The organism is Streptomyces sp. NL15-2K, assembly GCF_030551255.1.
Lineage (GTDB): Bacteria > Actinomycetota > Actinomycetes > Streptomycetales > Streptomycetaceae > Streptomyces.
Window position 1 is genome coordinate 1,111,976 of sequence record NZ_CP130630.1, and the last position, 18,843, is coordinate 1,130,818.

Sequence of the window (18,843 nt, forward strand, 5' to 3'; positions counted from 1 at the left end):
TAGTACGCAGTAGTCGGCGATACGACTCAGGGTGCGCGCGAGGAGTGGGAGGAGTACGGAGTCACCCTCTCTTGTCTTATACCCCCTAGGGGTATATCTTCATGGCCACGGGCTCGGTGGACGGGCCACCTTGGGCACGAGAATGGGGATGGAAGTCATGGACCACAGCGCGCACCACACCGGCTCCGCGCACGACCAGGCCACCCACGAGGGCCACCATGGTCACGCCGACCACGCCATGTCTCACGGCGGGCACGGGAGAGTGTCCTGGCCCATGGCGGCGAAGGCGACGCTGCACTGCCTGACGGGGTGTGCCATCGGCGAGATCCTCGGCATGGCGATCGGCACCGCACTGATGTGGGGCAATGTGCCGACCATGATCCTCGCGATCACGCTCGCGTTCCTGTTCGGCTACTCGTTCACGCTGTTCGCCGTGCGCCGGGCCGGCCTGGACTTCAAGACCGCGATCAAGGTGGCGCTCGCCGCCGACACCGTGTCCATCGCCGTGATGGAGTTCGTCGACAACGCCATCATCGCCCTCACCCCGGGCGCGATGGACGCTCACCTCTCCGACGGGCTGTTCTGGTCGGCCCTCCTGGGCGGGTTCGCGGTCGCTTTCCTGATCACCACGCCCGTGAACAAGTGGATGATCGGCCGCGGGAAGGGCCACGCGGTAGTCCACGCCTATCACTGACTCTCTTATAGGCTACGGTCATCATCTAATCTACTTAGCAGTTCTGCACATTGGAGCGGGGCCTCGTCTGCCGACGGTGTCGCACGTGCCGTATTCCGAACCTGACTGACATGCTCCCTGGCGTGGTAACCGTCGAGGGCGACCGGTGGAAAGGGGCTCCGTGCAGACGTCTGACTGGCAACCGATCCTGGTCCTTCTGATACTGGTCACCGGGGCCGTCGTGCTGCTCCACGCTCTCTCCGTCGCCGTGAGGGCGGTCCGCGAGCCGCTGTCCACCGGGCCGTTCAGCGGCGGACTGGAACCGCAGGAGCACCCGCTCTCCCGGTTCCATGTCCGCTGGTACCCGGTCACCATGGTCTTTCTCGCCTTCGACATGGAGATGCTGTTCATGTATCCGTGGACGAGGGTCGTCTCGGCCGTCGGCACGACCGCGGTCGTCGAGATGTTCCTCTTCCTCGGCATCCTGCTGGCGGGAGTCGGCTACGCCTGGCGGGAGGGGGCGTTCCGGTGGAACTGAGACGTCGGCTCGCACGAACGGCCGTGTCACGACCAGGAGTTCTGCTCGCCGTGGCTCCGGGAGCCACGCGGGAACGGCTGGCCGCCGAAGCGGAGCTCGTTCGTCGAGGGTGGCCCTGTGTCAGCGCTCCCGCGGAGGCCGACCTCCTCGTGGTCCTGGGCACTGGCGACGCAGACGGTCAGGACTGGGTCGTGAATCTGTGGCGCGCCATGTCCGCCCCGAAGGCCCGAGTACTGGTGACGAACGCCGAAGAGGTCGCCACGGTCCTCGATCGTGGACTTGCCGCACTCCGGGACGGAACGCCTCACCGCCAAGGGGGCGAGAGTCACTCACACCACGGCGCCGCCCCTGGCGGCCACGACGACTCAGCTGGTCATGAAGGCCACGGTGGGCATGACGGGCATGATGGCCGTGGCGGGCACGGCGAACATGGCGGGCATGAAGGCCATGGCGGGCACAGCGAACACGAAGACCATGGCGAGCATGACGGGCATGAAGACCATGGCGGGCACGAGACGCGCAACGGCCACGACATGCACGGCGAGCATCACGATCATGCCGGGCACGACATGGGCGGTGTCGTGGACGGATTGCCCATGGCCGAGCGCGCCGATGACAGGGACGGGCTGCGACTCGACCGGCTGCACGTGCCGTTGGGCCCCGCCCTCGTGGACTGGCCCGCGGGGCTGGTCCTGCGTCTGGCCCTGCAGGGCGACGTCGTCCAGCAGGTCGGTGTCGAGTCCGCGCTTCCCGCGTCCCCGCATCCGCCCTTCTGGGACGAGCCGTGGCTCCGTGCCGTAGCGGGTGAGCGCGTGCCCCGCGGCGACGCGGCGCGGCGGTTGTGCGCGGCGCACCTGGACAGCCTGGGAAGGTTCTTCGCGGTGGCGGGGTGGGCCGCCATGGCTGCCCGCGCCCGGCGCGTGCGGGACAGCGCGCTGGCCGGGGCTGACGCCGCTGAACTCTCCGCTCTCGTACGTCCTTTGATCCGCCGGGCCGAGCGATCGCGAGCCCTGCGGTGGATGACCGCCGGGCTGGGGCCTCTGTCCGCCGAGCACGCACGCCACCTCGGGGTCACCGGGCCCGCCCTCGTCGCCGACGGCGACGCGTACAGCCGGATGCTCGTGTGGCTCGACGCGGTGGGGCGGAGTGCGGCCGCCTGTGACGACACCGACGTGGTGGACGCAGCGGAAGCCGTCGGGCCTCGCGGCCGGATCGACGGACCGGCGCCGCCCTCTCGGCCGCTGCTGAACGCCCTGCCAGGTCTGTTGGAGGGCACCGAGTTCGCCTGCGCGCGCGTCATCGTCGCGAGCCTGGACCCGGATCTCGACGAACTCGCGCCTGTGCCGGTGACGGGAGCGGCTCATGGCTGAACGCGCCCCGCTGTGGGCGGTCTTCGTCCTGCCGGCTCTCCTGCTGGCGGTGGCCCTGGTGACGGCGGGTATCGACGCCGTTCTCGCGGCCGGCGCGCGGAAGGGACAGTCAGGGTCCTTGCGCGAGATGGCCGGCCGCGCGACGGAGCCCGGCCGCGAGGTGCTGCGACTGCTCGTGCAACAGCCGCGACGGACCCGGGCGTCCGACGTTCCGCTGGCCCGGATCGGAGCGGCTCTCCTTCCCGTCGCGGCCGTCCTCGCCGCCGTCGTACTGCCGCTCGGCTTCCGGTCGGTCTCCGATCTGCCGGAGGGAATCGTCTGGTTCAACGCGATGGAGGCGCTGGCCTGGGCGGCGGTGTGGCTGGCGGGCTGGGGGCCGAACTCGACGCTCTCGCTGATCGGCGGGTACCGGTTCCTGGCACAGGGGCTGGCGTACGAGCTGCCGCACATGCTCGCGATCACCACGGCCGCGCTCGGGGCGGAGTCGCTGCGGGTGGGGGAAGTCGTCGACGCCCAGGCCGGGTTGTGGTTCGCGGTGTGGATGCCGGCGGCTTTCGGGATCTATCTGCTGAGTGCCATGGCGATGGCGTTCTGGGGGCCGTTCGACCAGCCCGCCGGGCGGGACGTGGCCGGTGGCGCGGCCGCCGAGTTGTCCGGCGCGGACCGCGTGCTCTTCCTCGGCGGCCGGTGGCTGCTGCTGGTCGTGGCCGCCGCCTTCAGCGTGCCGCTCTTCCTGGGCGGCGGGCACGGGCCGCTGCTGCCCGGCTGGGCATGGACCGTGCTCAAGACAGCGGCCGTACTGGCCTTCCTGGTCTGGTTCCGCCACCGGGTTCCGACCCTGCGCATGGACCGCTATCTGGAGCTGACCTGGGTCGTGTTGACCCCGCTGGCCATCGTGCAGGCCCTTGCCGTGGCCGTAGTGATCCTGAATCGATAACGAGAGCGAGGTGTCGTACGTCAATGGATGTCGCGGTCTTCTCGGTGGCGGCCGTCCTCGCGGTCGTCAGCGGCGTGATGGTGTTCCGCTTCGACTCCATGGCCCGGGCGACGTTCTCCCTGCTGACCTCGCTGCTGTGCGTGGGCGGCCTCGTCGTGCTGCTGGGCCTCGACTACCTGGGCATCGTCATCGTGCTGATGATGACCATCGAGATGGCCATCATGGCGGTCTTCATGGTGATGTACATGATGGACCCGGCCGGACTCATGCCGATGACGATGATGCACAACAAGAAGGGGGCGGCCGTCGTCTGCGGCCTCGTCTTCCTGCTCCTGGCGGCCGGGATCCTGTTCGCTCCCTGGCCCGCTCGGCGAGGGAAGGCACCCACCGATCCGACCATGGAACTCGGCATGTCCCTCATGGGTCCGCAGATGCTGACCATGATGACGCTGGGCATGGCGCTGTTCGCGACGATCGTCGCCACGGTGGTGCTGGCCACCCGGCGGGGACGGTACGACCGGCTCGGCGACGATCTGCGGGCGGGACGGGCGGACGATCCCGTACGAGGCGGTGTCGGCCGGTGAGTCTGGAACTGTTTCTGCTGCTTGCCGCCGCGCTGTTCTGCGTCGGGCTGTTCGGGGCACTCACCCAGCAGTCGATCGTGATGCTGATGATGGGCCTGGAACTGATGCTGGGCGGGGTCATCCTGGCCGCGGCGGCCGTCTGGCACTACATCGCCCCGGCGGCGGCCGACGGGCAGGTTCTGATCGTTCTCGCGGTCACGGCGATGGCCCTGGAGATGGCGATCGGATTCGCCGTCGTCACCGCCCTGTTCCGGTCACGGGAAGTCGACATGACCGACATGGCGGCGGAGTTGAAGGAGTGAGCGGCCTGCTGTGGGTGCTGGTCACCCTGCCGCTCGGTGTCGGAGCGCTGCTTCTGGTGGCGGGGCGGCGGGCCGATCGTATGGCACCGGGTGTGGCACTCACGGTGACGGCCGCGGCCTTGGGGCTGGCCGTCTCCGCGGCCTTTCGCCATCCGTCCGTGTCGGCGCCGTTCCTCGACGGACTGCCGGTGGAGTTCACGGTGGACGGCCTGTCGGGGGTGCTGGCGGTCACGGTCTGCGGGGTCACGTTGGCTGTCCTCCTGTTCAGCGCCGTCGAGTTCGGGGCGCGCGAGGCGCGGGCGCGCTTCTTCGGACTGATGCTGCTCTTCGCCGGGAGCATGCTGGCCACGGTGACCGCAGCCACCCTTCCGGTCCTGCTCATGGGCTGGGAGGTCATGGGCGCCACCTCGTGGGCCCTGATCGGCTACTGGTGGCGGGACCCGCGGCGTACGAGCGCGGCCGACACGGCGTTCCTCACCACCCGCACGGCGGATCTCGGCCTCTACCTGGCGGCCGGCGCGGCCCTCGCGGCCGGTCACGACCCGACACTCTCGCTCGATGGCCTCGCGCGGGCCGACGACCCGTGGCTGTCCTTCGTCACCGCGGGCGTCATCGCGGCCGCCTTGGGCAAATCCGCCCAACTTCCCTTCAGCTTCTGGCTGTCGAAGGCCATGCAAGGCCCGAGCCCGGTCTCGGCACTGCTGCACTCGGCGACGATGGTCGTCGCCGGGGCGTACCTGCTCCTGCGGACCGGCCCCCTGCTGGACGCCTCCGGCTGGGGCGATGACCTGGTCGCGTGGACGGGCGCCGCCACCGCACTCTGCCTCGGTCTCGTCGCCACGGCACAGACCGACCTCAAGCAACTGCTCGCCGCGTCGAGTTGTGCGCAGATCGGCTTCATGGTGCTGGCCGCGGGTGCCGACGCGCCCTCCGGCGGCACGCTCCAGCTCATCGCCCACGCGGCGGCGAAGAGCCTGCTCTTCCTCGGCGCGGGCGCCTGGCTCACCGCACTGGGCACTCAGCGGCTTCCCGAGTTGCTCGGTGCCGCCCGCCGCAACCGGACGGTCGGCGTGGCCTTCACCGTGGCCGCACTCTCCCTGGCCGGGGTCCCGCCGCTCTCGCTGTGGGCCGCCAAGGACGTCCTCCTCGCGGGAGCCCTGGAGAGCAGCCCCTGGCTGTACGCCGTCGGCCTGGCCGCCGCCCTTCTGTCGGCCGTCTACAGTGCCAAGGCCCTGTGGTACGTCTGGCAGCGCCCGGTGGTGCCGCGACCCGATGGCCGCCGTGTCCCGGGCGGTGTGGTGCCGCCGCTCGTCCTGCTCGCCCTCGCGTGCGTCGCGTTGACGCCGTTGGCCTTTCCTCCGCTGCGTGACAGCGTCGGGCGCGTCCTCGCGGCACCGGGGCAAACCGTCCCGCTCCCGTGGGAGTTCGTGCTTTCGGGGGCTCTTGCTCTGCTGGCCGGCGCGGCCACGTGGGCCTGGGGATCCCGTCCGCTGGCCCTCCCAGGAAGTGCGAAGTCGGCTCTCCTGGACTGGCTGCACCTTGAGCGCGCCGCCCACCGCCTCCTTGTCGCCCCTGTGATGCGGCTCGCTCGCGCTGCCGCCGCGTTCGACGACCGGGTCCTGGACCGGGCCGTCGACGGTTCGGCCACGGTCGCCGTTCGATTCGCCCGCTGGACGGACGGCGTGGTGGAGCGTGCCGTCGACGGCTCGGTGACCGCGCTCGCCGCCGGGACGCGCGCGCTCGGCCGCTCGGCCCGCCGCCCGCAGACCGGCCAGCTGCACCAGTACCTCGCCCAGGCCGTCGCCGCCTTCACCGTCCTCGCCGTCGTGCTCGTCCTCGTGAGGTGACCCCTTGCTGACCGCCCTCGTCTTCGTGCCCACGGCTGTCGCCCTGCTGCTGTTCGCCCTCCCCCGTCGTACGACGCCGGCGGTGTTCCGTGTCGTCTGGGTGGTGGCATCGGCCGTCGAACTCGCCCTGGTCATCGCCATGTGGGTCGGTTACGACTCGCACGCCGGCATGCAGTACGAGGAGCGCGCCCGCTGGATTCCCAGCGCCGGCGTCGGCTACCACGTCGGCGTGGACGGACTGTCCCTGCCACTGCTCGCCCTCACCTGCCTGCTGTTCCTGGCCTGCGCGCTGTACTCCCTGCGCGAGAGCCGCCGTATCCGCGAGTTCGCCGCGTTGTTCCTCTTCCTGGAGACCACCTGTCTGGGCCTGTTCGCGGCCCTCGACCTGATCCTTTTCTTCGTCTTCTTCGACCTCTCCATCGTGGCGATGTACTTCGTCATCGCCGGCTGGGGCCACCGGCAGGCGGCCCGCGCCGCGCTGAAGTTCTTCCTCTACACCTTCATCGGTTCGCTCGCCCTGCTGCTCGGCTTCATCGGCCTGTACCTCGCCGCGTCGCCGCACACCTTCGACATGGTCGACCTGACCGAACAGAACCCGCTCGCCGGGCGCTCCGTCTACGGCGCCCTGGTACTGCTCGCCGTGGTGATCGGCCTGGCGGTCAAGACCCCGACGGTGCCGTTCCACACGTGGCTGCCGCCGGCCCACGTCGAGGCGCCCGCCGCCGGTTCGGCGATCCTGGCCGGGGTGCTGCTGAAGATGGGCACCTACGGTTTCGTCCGCATCGCGATGCCGATGCTGCCGGAAGTCTGGCGCCGCTACGCCCTCGTCCTGGTCGTCGTCGGCGTTGTCTCGATCCTCCACGGCGCCCTGGTCGCCCTCGCCCAGAGCGACTTCAAGCGGATGGTCGCCTACACCTCCGTGAACCACATGGGCTATGTCGTGCTCGCGGTCGGCGCGGCCGCCGCGACGGCGGACAGCTCCGAGCAGGCCCGCTCCCTCGCCGTCACCGGGGCGGTGACGCAGATGGTCAGCCACGGGCTGCTCACGGGAGCGCTGTTCCTGCTCGCCGGGGTGCTGTACGAGCGCGGGAGGACGTACGACATGGGCTCCTACTCCGGAGTCGCCGCCGTGGCACCCGCGTTCGCCGCCATGACCGACGTCGCGGCCTTCGCCTCGCTCGGGCTGCCGGGATTCTCCGGCTTCATCGCCGAGTTCCAGATCTTCACCGGAAGCCTCGGACCACGGCCCGTGGCCACGGCCCTGTCGGTGCTCGGCATCCTGCTCACCGCCGGACTGTTCCTGCGTGCGCTGCGTCAGGTGTTCACGGGGCCGTTGCGCCTGCCGGACGCCCCGGGCACGCCCCGGGCGTTCCCCGACATCCGTGTGCACGAGAGCCTGGCCGTCGTCCCGCTCCTGGTCCTGGCCGTCGTCCTCGGGGTGGCGCCGCGCTTCCTGCTCGACGTGATCGAGCCCGCCTCCCGGTCCCTCCTGGAGTTGCTCGCCCGATGACCGAGATGAACGAGAACCCGCTCGACCTCCTCCCCGAGGTGCTGCTGGCCGCCTCTGCGGTACTCGGGCTGCTGCTCGGCTCCTGGCTGCCCCGCGCCCGGCAGTGGATCGTGGGTCTGTCGGCGGCGGTGGCGTGCGTGGCCGGGATCGTCGCCGCGTCGGTGGCCGCCGCGGAACCCGCCACGACCGCCTTCGGCGAGGCCTTCACCGTCGACCCGGTGACGAGCACGTCCCGGATCGTCGTCCTCGGCGGCACACTTCTCGTCCTCGGAGTCTCCTTCCGTCCGATGCGAGGGGATCCACGGGAGACCGAGTTCTACGTCCTGGTGCAGCTGGCGGCGCTCGGCGCGCTGATGATGGCCGGCACCCAGGACCTGCTCCTGCTCGCCGCCGGGTACCTGCTGGCGAGCATCCCCGCCTACACGCTCGCCGGTTTCCGCAAGGACGGACCGGGAACCGAGGCAGCCCTCAAGTACTACGTGTTCGGCGCCCTGTTGGGCGTCCTGATGCTGACAGGCATCACGGTTCTGTACGCGACCGGGCGCGCCACCTCGTATCCCCTGCTCGGGGAGGCGTTCCGCGACGCGCCCGAGGCACTGCTCGCCGCCGGTTCGACCGGGCTTCTGGCAGGCGTGTTGTTCAAGGCCGGTGGCGTCCCCGCGCACTTCTGGGTGCCCGACGCCGTACAGGGCAGCAGCCCGCCGGTGGCGGCGCTCCTCACCACCGTCCCGAAGATCGGGGCACTCGCCGCGCTCTTCCGCCTCGGCGACGTCGTCTTCGCGGACAGCACGCTGCCGTGGCCCGCGCTCGTGGCCGTACTCGCGGCCGCGTCCATGACGCTCGGGAACCTGGCCGCCTTCTTCCAGCAGGACGTCAAACGGCTGCTCGCGTACTCGACGATCAGTCAGGTCGGATATCTGCTGATGCCCATCGCGGTCGCCGGCCGAGCGGACCTCGCGCAGCAGGCACTGCTGTACTACCTCGCGGCGTACACCGTCACCAACCTCGGCGCCTTCGCCGTCGTCTGCGCCCTCCCCCGTGCCCACAGCCTCGACGACTACCGAGGGCTCGCCAGGGAGCACCCGCTGCTGGCCGCGAGCCTCGTCATCTGCCTGCTGGGACTCGTCGGCACGCCGCCGACCTCGGTCTTCCTCGGCAAACTCGAAGTCTTCAGCGCCGCCTTCGACGGCGGCTATGCCTGGCTTGCAGTTCTCGCGGCCGTCAACACCGCGGCGTCCCTCTTCTACTACCTGCGCTGGATCGTGCCCGCGGTCTCCCGGGGCGGCTCCCCGCAGCCTGCCGAAGGGGACCGTACGGCGCGTGTCGTCGCGTACGCCGCTACGGCGGTCTCGCTCGGTCTCGGGATCGCCGGCGGGCCTGTACTGGACGTTCTCACTGCGCCGATCTGAGGCTGCGAGGTGTGTGCGCACGCCGCCCGCATCCGAGAGGGTGTGTGCCGGTCGCCTCACCGGGAGGCGGTGGCCGGCTGGTCGGTGCAGGCGACGGTCGTCCGCGCTATCAGCCCCAACGCGTATCGCAAGGCCGTCCAAGGCCTGCCCGAGGACGCGGTCGCCGAGTTCGCCGTCAGCGAGACGTACAACCCCAGGACCCTGCACGACGTTCAGCGCCTGCTGGAGGGCACCTCACCACTGAACCTCTACCGGCAAGCGGCGCTGAACAGCCTGTACACGGACGTGAACCTGGACCGCAAGCCGGACGAACACGCGGACGAGGGCACCGGCGACCTCCCCGGACCGATCCGCCGCCGCGTCTCGGCACTCGATTCCCGCACCGACTACTTCCTGTCCGTCGCTTGCTTCGGGCACGGCAGGCAGCTCACCCTCAGACTCGCCGTCAACGGGACGACAGCCATACGCCAACTGCCCTGCAACACGGGCAACGAGTTGGTGGCCGTCAAGCAGCCACGGGGCGAAGTGACGTACGAGATCGCCTCCGCGGAGCCTGACCTCGGCGCTGTCGCGTGGAACCTGTCGGAAGCCCTCCGGCGCGACGACCCGGACCGGTGAAGTCGCCGGGCACAGCCCTGCCGTCGTCCTCGCCGCGCGCAGCCTGCCGTGACGCACTCTTCGCTGCTGCGAAGCCACATGTCCCCGAACTCCTCACGCCCTACGGCGAAGAGGTCCGCCTCGCCGCACATCGCCATCGCCCGGGTCCGCTTCGGCCGACCCGGGCGTGCTTCGTTCTCGACCGTCTCAGCCTGTGACCTGCCGCACAGCGGACATGGCGACGATCGAGACGTTTGAGTCTCGCTGCCGCACTGCCTAGGCTTGCTGTACGAAACCGTTTCGGACAGCTGGTGAGCGCGGACCATGACGACCAACACGGAGGCAGGGATGAGCGGCGCATGGCGCAGCAGCCCAACTCAGTGCCGGCTCCAGGCAGCCCTCGGTCAACCTCGTACAACTACCCGCCGAATGGACACCGTCGTCCTGCCAGTGCGGACGCACAACTGAGTCACCGTGCCCCTTGAGGGGAGTCCCATCTTGGAAGCCATCTCGGTCCCCACCGTCCAGGCCGGACCGTCCGGCCAGACCCATGCCCCGCCAAAGCACCGATGGTGGGCGCTGGCCGTGATCGGCCTCGCCCAGCTCATGGTCGTGCTCGACGCCACGATCGTGAACATCGCGCTGCCGTCCGCCCAGCAGGACCTGGGCTTCGACAACAACGGGCGGCAGTGGATCGTCACCGCCTACTCCCTGGCCTTCGGCAGTCTGCTGCTGCTCGGCGGCCGGCTGGCCGACCTCTTCGGCCGCAAGACGACCTTCATCGTGGGCCTCATCGGCTTCGCCGCCGCCTCCGCGATCGGCGGCGCGGCCAACGGCTTCACCATGCTGGTCGTCGCGCGTGCGGTGCAGGGGCTGTTCGGCGCCCTGCTCGCGCCGGCGGCGCTCTCCCTGCTGACCACGACGTTCACCGAAACCAAGGAACGCGCCAGGGCGTTCGGCATCTTCGGTGCCATCGCCGGCTCCGGCGCGGCCGTCGGCCTGGTCCTCGGCGGCCTGCTCACCGAGTACCTGGACTGGCGCTGGACGCTGTACGTCAACGACGTCATCGCGGTTCCCGCGCTGATCGGCGCGATCGTCTTCATCGGCCGCTCCGTCCCGGCCGAGCGGCCGAAGCTGGACATCCTCGGTGCCGTCCTGGTCTCCGGCGGCCTGTTCGGCATCGTCTACGGCTTCGCCAACGCGGAGACGCACGACTGGGACAACTGGATGACCTGGGGCTTCCTCGCCGGGGGGGCGTCCTGCTGGTGGCGTTCTTCTTCTGGCAGACCCGTGCGAAGCACCCCGTGCTTCCCCTACGCGTCCTGGCCCACCGCGACCGCGCCGCCGCCCTGTCGACCGTGCTCATCTCGTCCGCCGGGATGTTCGGCGTCTTCCTCTTCCTCACCTACTACCTGCAGTCGACGCTGGGCTACTCGCCGGTCAAGAACGGGCTCGCCTTCCTGCCCATGGTGGCCGCGTTGATGGTGCTGGCGCAGTTGTCCACCAACTGGCTGGTGCCGAAGATCGGCCCCAAGATCGTCGTGCCCGTCGGCATGCTGCTCGCCGTGGGCGGCATGGCCTGGCTGACCCGCCTCGACCTGGACAGCAGCTACGCGGCCCATGTGCTGCCGCCGCTGCTGCTCGGCGCGGGGCTCGGCATGTCGCTGCCCGTGGCGATGAGCTACGCCACCCTCGGAGTACAGGCGAGTGACCAGGGCGTGGCGTCGGCGGCCGTCAACACCACGCAGCAGGTGGGCGGTTCGATCAGCACCGCGCTGCTCAACACCCTGGCGGCCAGCGCGGCCACCGACTACGCGAAGCACCACATGACCGACCCGCTGGTCAAGGCGAACGCGGCGCTGCACAGCTACAGCGTCGCCTACTGGTGGTCGGCCGGCTTCTTCGCCTTCGCCATGATCGTCACGGTGCTGCTGTTCCGCGCGAAGAAGCGCGCGAACGCACCGGCGGAGGATTTCGAGCCCCAGACCCTGCCCCCGAACACGGTCCCGGACAAGGGCGAGGACAAGCGCGAGGACAAAGGCGAGGACATGGCCACGCCGGCTGCCGTCGGGGCCTCCGGCACAGGCGCGGACGGTGCGGCCGTCATCCGCGGACAGGTGCGCGACGGCCAGGGCACACCCGTACCGCGCACCGCGATCACCCTGCTGGACAGGTCGGGTCACCAGCTGGCCCGCGCCACCTCCGGTGCGGACGGCACGTACGCCGTGGACACTTCCGAGCTCGGCAGCCTCGTCCTCATCGGCTCGGCGCCCGGCTACCAGCCGCAGGTCGTCACACTGGCCCTGAACGGCGCGCCCGTCTCCCACGACCTGGTGATACTGCCCAGTCCGGGCGGCCTGGCCGGTACGGTGCGCGGCGGGGACGGCGAGGCCCTGCCCGGCGCGCTGGTGGTGGCCACCGACCAGCGCGGGGACGTGATGGCCTCCACCACCAGTGGAGAGGACGGCGGTTACCGGATCGGCGACCTGCTGCCCGGCGACCACACGCTCAGCGTCAGCGCGCCCGGCCACCGCCCGGCCGCCGTACCGGCCACCGTCTCCGCCGAGACCACCCGCTGCGACATCCACCTGGTCGTCGCGGCGACCCTGCGGGGCACGGTGCGCAGCCCGGACGGACGTGCTGTGTACGACGCCCGGGTCACCCTGGTCGACACTGCCGGCAACGTCGTCGGGACGCGCACCACGAGCGTCGACGGGGGTTACGCCTTCACCGACCTCTCCAGTGAGCAGTACACGGTGATCGCCAGCGGCTACCCGCCGGTGGCCACGCAGGTCACGGTGAACGGCAGCCAGGAGGGCGTCGACATCCCGCTGGCTCACAAGGAAGCGTAGGCACTGGAGCCACCAGCGGCGTCCGCCGTCAGGTGGCATCGAGCGACTCGTCGCCCCCCGACGATCACCCCTGCGGGCGAGGCCTGCAGGGGTGATCGTCCAGGGCGAGCTGAGCGTGATCCGCTCGCCCGCCAGAAAGCCGCCTGGACCCGTCGAGTGGTACTGCGGTACCACTCGGCCGCCAAAGTTTCTCCTGTGGTCCCAGGCCCGCGACCGACAACTCCTCTAGCTTCGAACGCAGATGCCGCGGTACGCCCGTGGCCGAGTTCGAGGCGAGGGCCACACATGATCGAAGCACGTGAGCTGACCAAGCGGTACGGCGACAAGACGGTCGTCGACCACCTGAGCTTCACCGTCAAACCAGGTGAGGTGACCGGCTTCCTCGGCCCCAATGGCGCGGGCAAGTCCACAACGATGCGCATGATCATCGGCCTGGACTTCCCGACCGGGGGTTCGGTCACTGTCAACGGACGCGCATACGGCAAGCACGCCGCGCCGCTGCACGAGATCGGCTCCCTGCTGGAGGCCAAGTCCGTCCACCCGGGGCGTACCGCCTTCAACCACCTGATGGCACTCGCGTACACCCACGGCATTGCGCGCAGCCGGGTGGACGAGGTGATCGAGCTGGCCGGGCTGACCAGCGTGGCCGGCAAGCGCGTGGGCGCCTTCTCCCTGGGCATGGGCCAACGGCTCGGCATCGCCGCGGCCCTCCTCGGCGACCCGGCCATCGTCATGCTCGACGAACCGGTCAACGGCCTCGACCCCGAGGGCGTGCTGTGGGTGCGCAACCTGCTGCGCACCCTGGCGGACGAGGGACGGGCCGTGATGCTCTCCTCGCACCTGATGAGCGAGACCGCAATGATCGCCGACCACCTGGTGATCATCGGGCGCGGCCGGCTGCTCGCGGACACCACGGTGGACGACTTCACCCGGGCGGCCGGCGGTGGTGGCGTGAAGGTCGCCACCACCGAGGCCGGGAAGCTGCGTTCGCTGCTGGCCGGCCCGGACGTCACGATCAGCTCCTCCTCCGAAGAGGAACTACTGGTCTCCGGACGGGACGCCCGTGAGATCGGGGCGATCGCCGCCCAGCACGGGGTGGCGCTGTACGAACTCACCCCGCAGTCCGTCTCCTTGGAGACCGCCTTCATGGAACTCACCAGCGACGCCGTCGAATACCACAGCGCTCCCGTCGACGCCTCCCGAAAGGCCGCCTGATGACTGCAACCGCCCTTTCCCCGGACGCTGCTCGCACGAGGGTTCACAAGGTGACCGGCCGCCGGGTGCTGCGCTCGGAGTGGGCCAAGTTCTGGTCGCTGCGCTCCAGCTGGATCACTCTGGCGGTCGCGCTGTTCCTGCTGATCGCCCTCGGGTCGATCGCCTCCGCCACCTACAGTCCCGACGCCGTCGCGAACCAAGGACCGCCGGGATCTGACCCCGGCGACAGCGACGCGGTCAGTCTGGCCCTGCTCGGCGTGAGCTTCGCGTCGCTGGCCGTGGGCGTGCTCGGCGTGCTGATGTCGGCGGGCGAGTACAGCACCGGCATGATCCGGTCCACACTCGCCGCGGTTCCGCGGCGGCTGCTGGTGCTGTGGTCGAAGAGCGCCGTGTTCGGGGTGGTCGCGTTCGTCCTCACCACGATCGGCGCGCTGGCCGCGTTCCAGCTGGGCACGCTGGGCCTGGACGGCGAGAAGATCGCGCTGACCATGGGCGACGACGGTGTGCTGCGCAGCCTGGTGGGCGCCGGCCTCTATCTCGGTCTGGTGGGTGTGTTCGGCGTGGCGCTGGGAGTGGTGCTGCGCTCCTCCGCAGGGGCCATCGCGGTCCTGGTCGGCATCCTGCTCATCCTCCCTGGACTGGCCACGCTGCTGCCCAACTCTTGGGAGGACACGGTCGTCCCCTGCCTTCCCAGCAACGCGGGCTCGGCCATCTACGCCCTGCACGAGTCGTCGAACTCCCTCTCCCCCGGGGCGGGACTCGCGGTCTTCGCCGGCTGGGTGGCGCTGACTCTGGCCGGTGCGGCCTGGCGGCTGGCCCGGACCGACGCCTGACCAGAGCGCCGAGGACAATGGGTTCATGACTGCGCAAGCGGCGTCGGCCGCCGAGGACACCGCCCAGGGGACGCCGCTCCAGCCGCCCCCTGGGCTCGACGCCGCCTGGACGCACCCGTTCCTGGGCCGTCTTCTCCGCGGGCAGAGTCGGAAGCAGCGGCTGGACCGCCGGCATCCGTGGCTCCTCGACACGGCAGTGGTGTTCGTCGTCGCGGTCATCAGCCTGCCCGACCTGCTCTCCAGCAGCGACCACGGCCCCTTCGGGGAAACGAGTTACCGTGGCGAGCTGCCCTCCGGCGTCCCGTTCGTCTTCGCCGCCGCCCTCATCATTCCGCTGTGGTGGCGTCGCAGGGCCCCGGCCGTCACCTCCTTCGTGATCGTGCTGGTGAACCTCGCCCAGTGGTCGCTGGGCTTCTGGCAGCAGGCCGGCATCAGCGCGCTCGTCGCCCTGTACAGCCTGGCCCTGCATGGTTCCCTGCGGGCGCTGGGCTGGGCCGCCGCGCTGACGGTCATCGAACTCACTCTGGCCGTCGGCGTCCTGGTGCCCATCGACCATCCGCCGCTCGCCCTCTTCTTCCTGCTGGGCACGGCGACAGCCGCCGTCGCCACCGGCCTGACACTCCGCATCCGCCGGCTGTACCTGGCCACGCTGGAGGACCGTGCCGGACGCCTCGAGATCGAGCGCGACCAACGCGTCCAGCTCACCGCGGCCGCCGAGCGCTCCCGGGTCGCGCGCGAGATGCACGACATCGTCGGCCACAACCTCTCCGTCATGGTCAGTGTCGCCGACGGCGCCGCGACCCTCGCCGCCAACCGGAACGAACAGTCCGCCGAGGCCCTGCGCATCCTCGGCGACACCGGAAGGCAGGCCATGGGCGAACTGCGCCGCGTCCTGGGCGTCCTGCGCGAGGAGCAGGAGGACGTACGCATACTCAGCCCGCAGCCGGGGATCCGCGACCTGGACCCGCTGCTGGCGCGGGTCCGCTCGGCGGGGCCGACGGTGACCTACCGGACTGTGGGCGATCTCGACACGCTGGGCAGCGGCGTCCAGCTCACCGTGTACCGCATCGTCCAGGAAGCCCTGACCAACACACTCAAGCACGCCGGTACGGGTACCGCCGCCGAGGTCACCGTGACCGCCGACGCCGGTATCGTGCGGATCCGGGTCACCGACACGGGAACACCGCCCGGGGCACCCGTGCGGGCGGAGCCGGAACCGCGGACCGGCGGCACGGGACACGGCCTGGTCGGCATCCGCCAGCGGGCCGCCATGTACGGCGGAGACGTCACCATCGGCCCCCGCGACACCGGCCACGGCTGGATCGTGGAGATCGCGCTCGAGGTGCCGGCCGCGCCCATCTCCAAGTTGTCGGCTCCTCCCCCACTCTCGGCTCCTCCCCCACTCTCGGCTTCTCCCCCACTGTCGGCTTCGCTCGAGCGGGGGGACCCTCATGAACAGGGGGACCCCCACGAACAGGGGAGACCCCATCCGTCGGCATCAGGAGAACACCTGCCATGACCACCGTGCTGATCGCCGACGACCAGCCCCTGCAGCGCATGGGCTTCCGCATGCTCATCGAGGGCACCCCCGGCCTCACCCCGGTCGGCGAGGCCGAACACGGCGCCGAGGCCGTCCGCCTGGCCGCCGAACTGCGGCCCGACGTCGTCCTCATGGACATCCGCATGCCCGGCATGGACGGCCTCGAAGCGACCCGCCGCATCACCGCCACCGGCGGCCGCACCCGCGTACTCATCGTGACCACCTTCGATCTCGACGAGTACGCCTACGACGGCCTGCGGGCCGGAGCCAGCGGCTTCCTGCTCAAGGACGCCCGACCCGAGGAACTCGTGGCGGGCATCCGGGCCGTCGCGAGCGGTGACGCCATCGTGGCCCCGAGCCTGACCCGGCGTCTGCTGGACGCCTACGCCCACCAGGTCCTCGCACCCTCCGGCAACCCCGCGCCCGCGGACCCCCGGTTGCGGACGCTCAGCGACCGCGAACGCGAGGTCCTGGTCGCCATCGGCCGGGGCTGGACGAACGCGGAGATCGCCGAACGGCTCGTCCTGACCGAGTCCACGGTGAAGAAGCACGTCGGGCGGGTCCTGGCCAAGATCGGGGCGCGCGACCGCATCCAGGCCGTGATCACGGCGTACGACGCCGGGCTGGTCAGAGCCAGGCAGTGACCGACCCGGTGCCCCGTGCCGGCGTGGTTACGCCGGCCATCCTCTTGTTGCGGCGGGTGTCTTGAAGTCGCCGTGCCGGTAGCCGTCCACAGCCGCTGAACGACGAGTGTTCCGGGCCTGCCGGTCGCGGACGTAGGCGCGGCCGTAGTCGTTGCCGTGCGGGGTGCGCAGCACAGTGTGGATGTGGAACGGCTTCGGGGTGTCGTAACGGTCTGGACTGGGAGGGCGAGATCATGTCCTGGGTGGGCCGCACGCTGGTGGACGCCGACCCCGCCGAGGCGCTCGAGGCGGTGGTCGGCTACTCGACGTTCAACGACGTCACCGCGCGGCGGGCGCAGAAACTGACCTCACAGTGGATCCTCGGGAAGAACGCCGACCGCTCCGGCCCGCTGGGTCCCATGGTGCCTGCCGGTGAGGTGGGTGACCTGCGGGACGGACTGCGGGTGCGGACCCGGGTGAACGGCAGGACCGTCCAGGACGTCTCCACCAGCCAGATGATCCACCGTGTGGGCGAGACGCCGGCCCACATCTCGCGCACTCTCACGCTGCGCCCCGGTGACCTGCTGGCCACCGGCACCCCGTCCGGTGTCGGCTACGCCCGCACACCGCCGTGGCTGTTGCGGCCCGGCGATGTGGTGGAGGTCGAGGTCGAACGCCTCGGGATCCTGCGCAACACGGTCGTGGGCGGGGAGCACCGCCGGAATCCCTTCCGGAGCCGGCCGTACGTTCACGAAATGGGCGCCTCCAGGGCGTCGTAGCCGTAGATCCAGCCGTTGCCCACCAGGGGGTCGGACTCGGCGAGTGCGGTGTCGCGGGCCTGTTGTTCGGGGCCGTCGGGAAGGTGGTTGATGTCGCGGCGGGCGTGGCTGATCTGTTGGAGGCGAGTGGTGCGTTCGATGCGTTCCGACTCGTAACGCTTCAGGGCCTGTTCCGGATCGTCGACGGTTGCGGCCAGGCAGCGGGCCAGGACTGCGGCGTCCTCGATGGACTGGGCCGCGCCCTGGGCGAAGAAGGGGAACATGGGATGCGCGGCATCTCCGAGCAGGGTGGCCCGGCCCCGGCTCCAGTGCCGCAGCGGCGCCCGGTCCAGTAGGGCCCAGCGGCCGGGGACGCCGCCGGCGGCGATGAGGTCCGTCACCCGCGGATCCCAGCCGGCGAACTCGGCGTGGAACTCCTCGATCGTGGCCGTGGCACTCCACGACTCGTCGGTGTAGTCCCCGGCGGGGGCGAAGGCGACGACGTTGACGGCCTGTCCGCCATTGATCGGGTAGTGCACGAAGTGCCGTTCCGGCCCGAGCCAGAGGGTCTGGGCGGGGCGCAGGGCGAAGTCGGGTGCGGCGTCGGCGGGGACGATGGTGCGGAAGGCGCAGATACCGGAGTACTCCGGCGGCGCGGGCTCGGCGACCGCGTTGCGGACGCTGGAGTGCACTCCGTCGGCGCCGATGACGACGTCCGCCTCGATGCGGGTGCCGTCGGCGAAGTCCAGGTGCACACCGTTCTGGCGTAGGTCGACGGATGTGCACCGGGCGCCCAGACGGATCCATTCGCCGGGTACGGCCGACCTGACGGTGTCGAGCAGGTCGGCCCGGTGGACGACGTAGGTGCGCTCGCCGTAGAGCCGCTCGCACACGCCGCTCAGCTTCTCCACCGACAGCACCCTGCCGTTCGCCCAGCGCCGGAACTCCCAGCCCCAGTCCAGGGGCACGGCCCGGCGCAGCAACCGCTCCATGACGCCGAGATGGCGCAGCAGCCGTACGGCATTGGGGGCCACGACGAGTCCGGCGCCGACCTCGCCGAGCGCGGGCGCTTGTTCGTAGACGGTGGCACTCAGCCCCGCACGGCGCAGGAAGGCGGCGGCGGCCAGACCGCCGATGCCGCCCCCGACAACAGCGATCCGTGGGCCGGACACTTGGGTGGGCATGGTTCACTCCTCTGCTTTTCGAGGGCGAGCGTCCTTGCTGACGCTTGGATCCTTGCCGATGTCACGCCGGC

General features: G+C 70.5%; 18 protein-coding genes and 1 pseudogene. 17 read left to right on the forward strand and 2 right to left on the reverse strand.

All coding sequences use genetic code 11. The features are described from left to right. The first annotated feature begins 157 nt into the window (after window positions 1-157). Window positions 158-694 carry a DUF4396 domain-containing protein gene (locus Q4V64_RS04680; RefSeq protein ID WP_124437300.1) on the forward strand — a complete coding sequence of 179 codons (537 nt, stop codon included), beginning with the start codon at window positions 158-160 and terminating at the stop codon, window positions 692-694. A 160-nt stretch (window positions 695-854) separates the two neighbouring features. Further along, entirely contained in the window at window positions 855-1,211 is a 357-nt protein-coding gene (locus Q4V64_RS04685; protein ID WP_253266691.1) for an NADH-quinone oxidoreductase subunit A, read from the forward strand. Between the two features lie 365 nt (window positions 1,212-1,576). Here the strand turns inward: Q4V64_RS04685 and Q4V64_RS04690 are convergent, their stop codons facing one another. Beyond that, window positions 1,577-1,777 carry a hypothetical protein gene (locus tag Q4V64_RS04690; protein WP_303708993.1) on the reverse strand — a complete coding sequence of 67 codons (201 nt, stop codon included), beginning with the start codon at window positions 1,775-1,777 and terminating at the stop codon, window positions 1,577-1,579. Window positions 1,778-1,807: 30 nt separating this feature from the next. On the opposite strand from Q4V64_RS04690, the gene Q4V64_RS04695 reads away from it, so the two are divergent. The 15 genes and pseudogenes from Q4V64_RS04695 to Q4V64_RS04765 all read left to right on the forward strand — a co-directional run bounded on the left by Q4V64_RS04695 (window position 1,808) and on the right by Q4V64_RS04765 (window position 17,609). Continuing rightward, window positions 1,808-2,581 (forward strand): hypothetical protein, encoded by a 774-nt coding sequence (locus Q4V64_RS04695; RefSeq protein WP_303708995.1) that lies wholly within the window; start codon window positions 1,808-1,810, stop codon window positions 2,579-2,581. Then, window positions 2,574-3,518 (forward strand): NADH-quinone oxidoreductase subunit H, encoded by a 945-nt coding sequence (locus Q4V64_RS04700; RefSeq protein WP_124437302.1) that lies wholly within the window; start codon window positions 2,574-2,576, stop codon window positions 3,516-3,518. Before Q4V64_RS04695 ends, Q4V64_RS04700 begins: the two co-directional genes overlap by 8 nt. A 23-nt stretch (window positions 3,519-3,541) precedes the next feature. Further along, a complete protein-coding gene (locus tag Q4V64_RS04705) occupies window positions 3,542-4,102 on the forward strand; it encodes an NADH-quinone oxidoreductase subunit J (RefSeq protein ID WP_124437303.1) in 561 nt (186 codons plus the stop codon). Beyond that, window positions 4,099-4,404, forward strand: coding sequence for an NADH-quinone oxidoreductase subunit NuoK (gene nuoK, locus Q4V64_RS04710; RefSeq protein ID WP_124437304.1), 306 nt, complete (start codon window positions 4,099-4,101; stop codon window positions 4,402-4,404). The genes Q4V64_RS04705 and nuoK overlap by 4 nt, the downstream gene beginning before the upstream one ends. Then, the gene (locus Q4V64_RS04715) at window positions 4,401-6,251 is read left to right on the forward strand and encodes a proton-conducting transporter membrane subunit (protein ID WP_124437305.1); all 1,851 of its coding nucleotides are present in this window, start codon (window positions 4,401-4,403) and stop codon (window positions 6,249-6,251) included. The genes nuoK and Q4V64_RS04715 overlap by 4 nt, the downstream gene beginning before the upstream one ends. A gap of 4 nt (window positions 6,252-6,255) precedes the next feature. Beyond that, window positions 6,256-7,761, forward strand: a complete 1,506-nt coding sequence (locus tag Q4V64_RS04720) for an NADH-quinone oxidoreductase subunit M (RefSeq protein WP_124437306.1) — start codon at window positions 6,256-6,258, stop codon at window positions 7,759-7,761. Further along, a complete protein-coding gene (locus Q4V64_RS04725) occupies window positions 7,758-9,170 on the forward strand; it encodes an NADH-quinone oxidoreductase subunit N (RefSeq protein ID WP_124437307.1) in 1,413 nt (470 codons plus the stop codon). Before Q4V64_RS04720 ends, Q4V64_RS04725 begins: the two co-directional genes overlap by 4 nt. A gap of 69 nt (window positions 9,171-9,239) precedes the next feature. Continuing rightward, the gene (locus tag Q4V64_RS04730; RefSeq protein WP_124437308.1) at window positions 9,240-9,788 is read left to right on the forward strand and encodes a hypothetical protein; all 549 of its coding nucleotides are present in this window, start codon (window positions 9,240-9,242) and stop codon (window positions 9,786-9,788) included. 486 nt (window positions 9,789-10,274) lie between these two features. Then, a pseudogene (locus tag Q4V64_RS04735) lies at window positions 10,275-11,707 on the forward strand (MFS transporter); the annotation flags it as partial. Between the two features lie 108 nt (window positions 11,708-11,815). Further along, window positions 11,816-12,619, forward strand: coding sequence for a carboxypeptidase-like regulatory domain-containing protein (locus Q4V64_RS04740; protein WP_253266701.1), 804 nt, complete (start codon window positions 11,816-11,818; stop codon window positions 12,617-12,619). A 285-nt stretch (window positions 12,620-12,904) separates the two neighbouring features. After that, the gene (locus tag Q4V64_RS04745) at window positions 12,905-13,834 is read left to right on the forward strand and encodes an ATP-binding cassette domain-containing protein (protein ID WP_124437309.1); all 930 of its coding nucleotides are present in this window, start codon (window positions 12,905-12,907) and stop codon (window positions 13,832-13,834) included. Further along, a complete protein-coding gene (locus Q4V64_RS04750) occupies window positions 13,834-14,667 on the forward strand; it encodes an ABC transporter permease (protein ID WP_124437310.1) in 834 nt (277 codons plus the stop codon). The genes Q4V64_RS04745 and Q4V64_RS04750 overlap by 1 nt, the downstream gene beginning before the upstream one ends. A 25-nt stretch (window positions 14,668-14,692) precedes the next feature. After that, complete coding sequence (locus Q4V64_RS04755) at window positions 14,693-16,186, forward strand: histidine kinase (RefSeq protein ID WP_124437311.1); 1,494 nt, start codon at window positions 14,693-14,695, stop codon at window positions 16,184-16,186. Continuing rightward, window positions 16,183-16,851: a response regulator transcription factor gene (locus tag Q4V64_RS04760; RefSeq protein WP_124437312.1), complete on the forward strand. Its 669-nt coding sequence runs from the start codon at window positions 16,183-16,185 to the stop codon at window positions 16,849-16,851. The genes Q4V64_RS04755 and Q4V64_RS04760 overlap by 4 nt, the downstream gene beginning before the upstream one ends. 212 nt (window positions 16,852-17,063) lie before the next feature. Further along, entirely contained in the window at window positions 17,064-17,609 is a 546-nt protein-coding gene (locus tag Q4V64_RS04765) for a fumarylacetoacetate hydrolase family protein (RefSeq protein WP_301184460.1), read from the forward strand. Here the strand turns inward: Q4V64_RS04765 and Q4V64_RS04770 are convergent. Beyond that, a complete protein-coding gene (locus tag Q4V64_RS04770; protein ID WP_124437313.1) occupies window positions 17,579-18,772 on the reverse strand; it encodes an FAD-dependent monooxygenase in 1,194 nt (397 codons plus the stop codon). The two genes, Q4V64_RS04765 and Q4V64_RS04770, sit on opposite strands and share 31 nt — an antisense overlap. Window positions 18,773-18,843 lie beyond the last annotated feature (71 nt).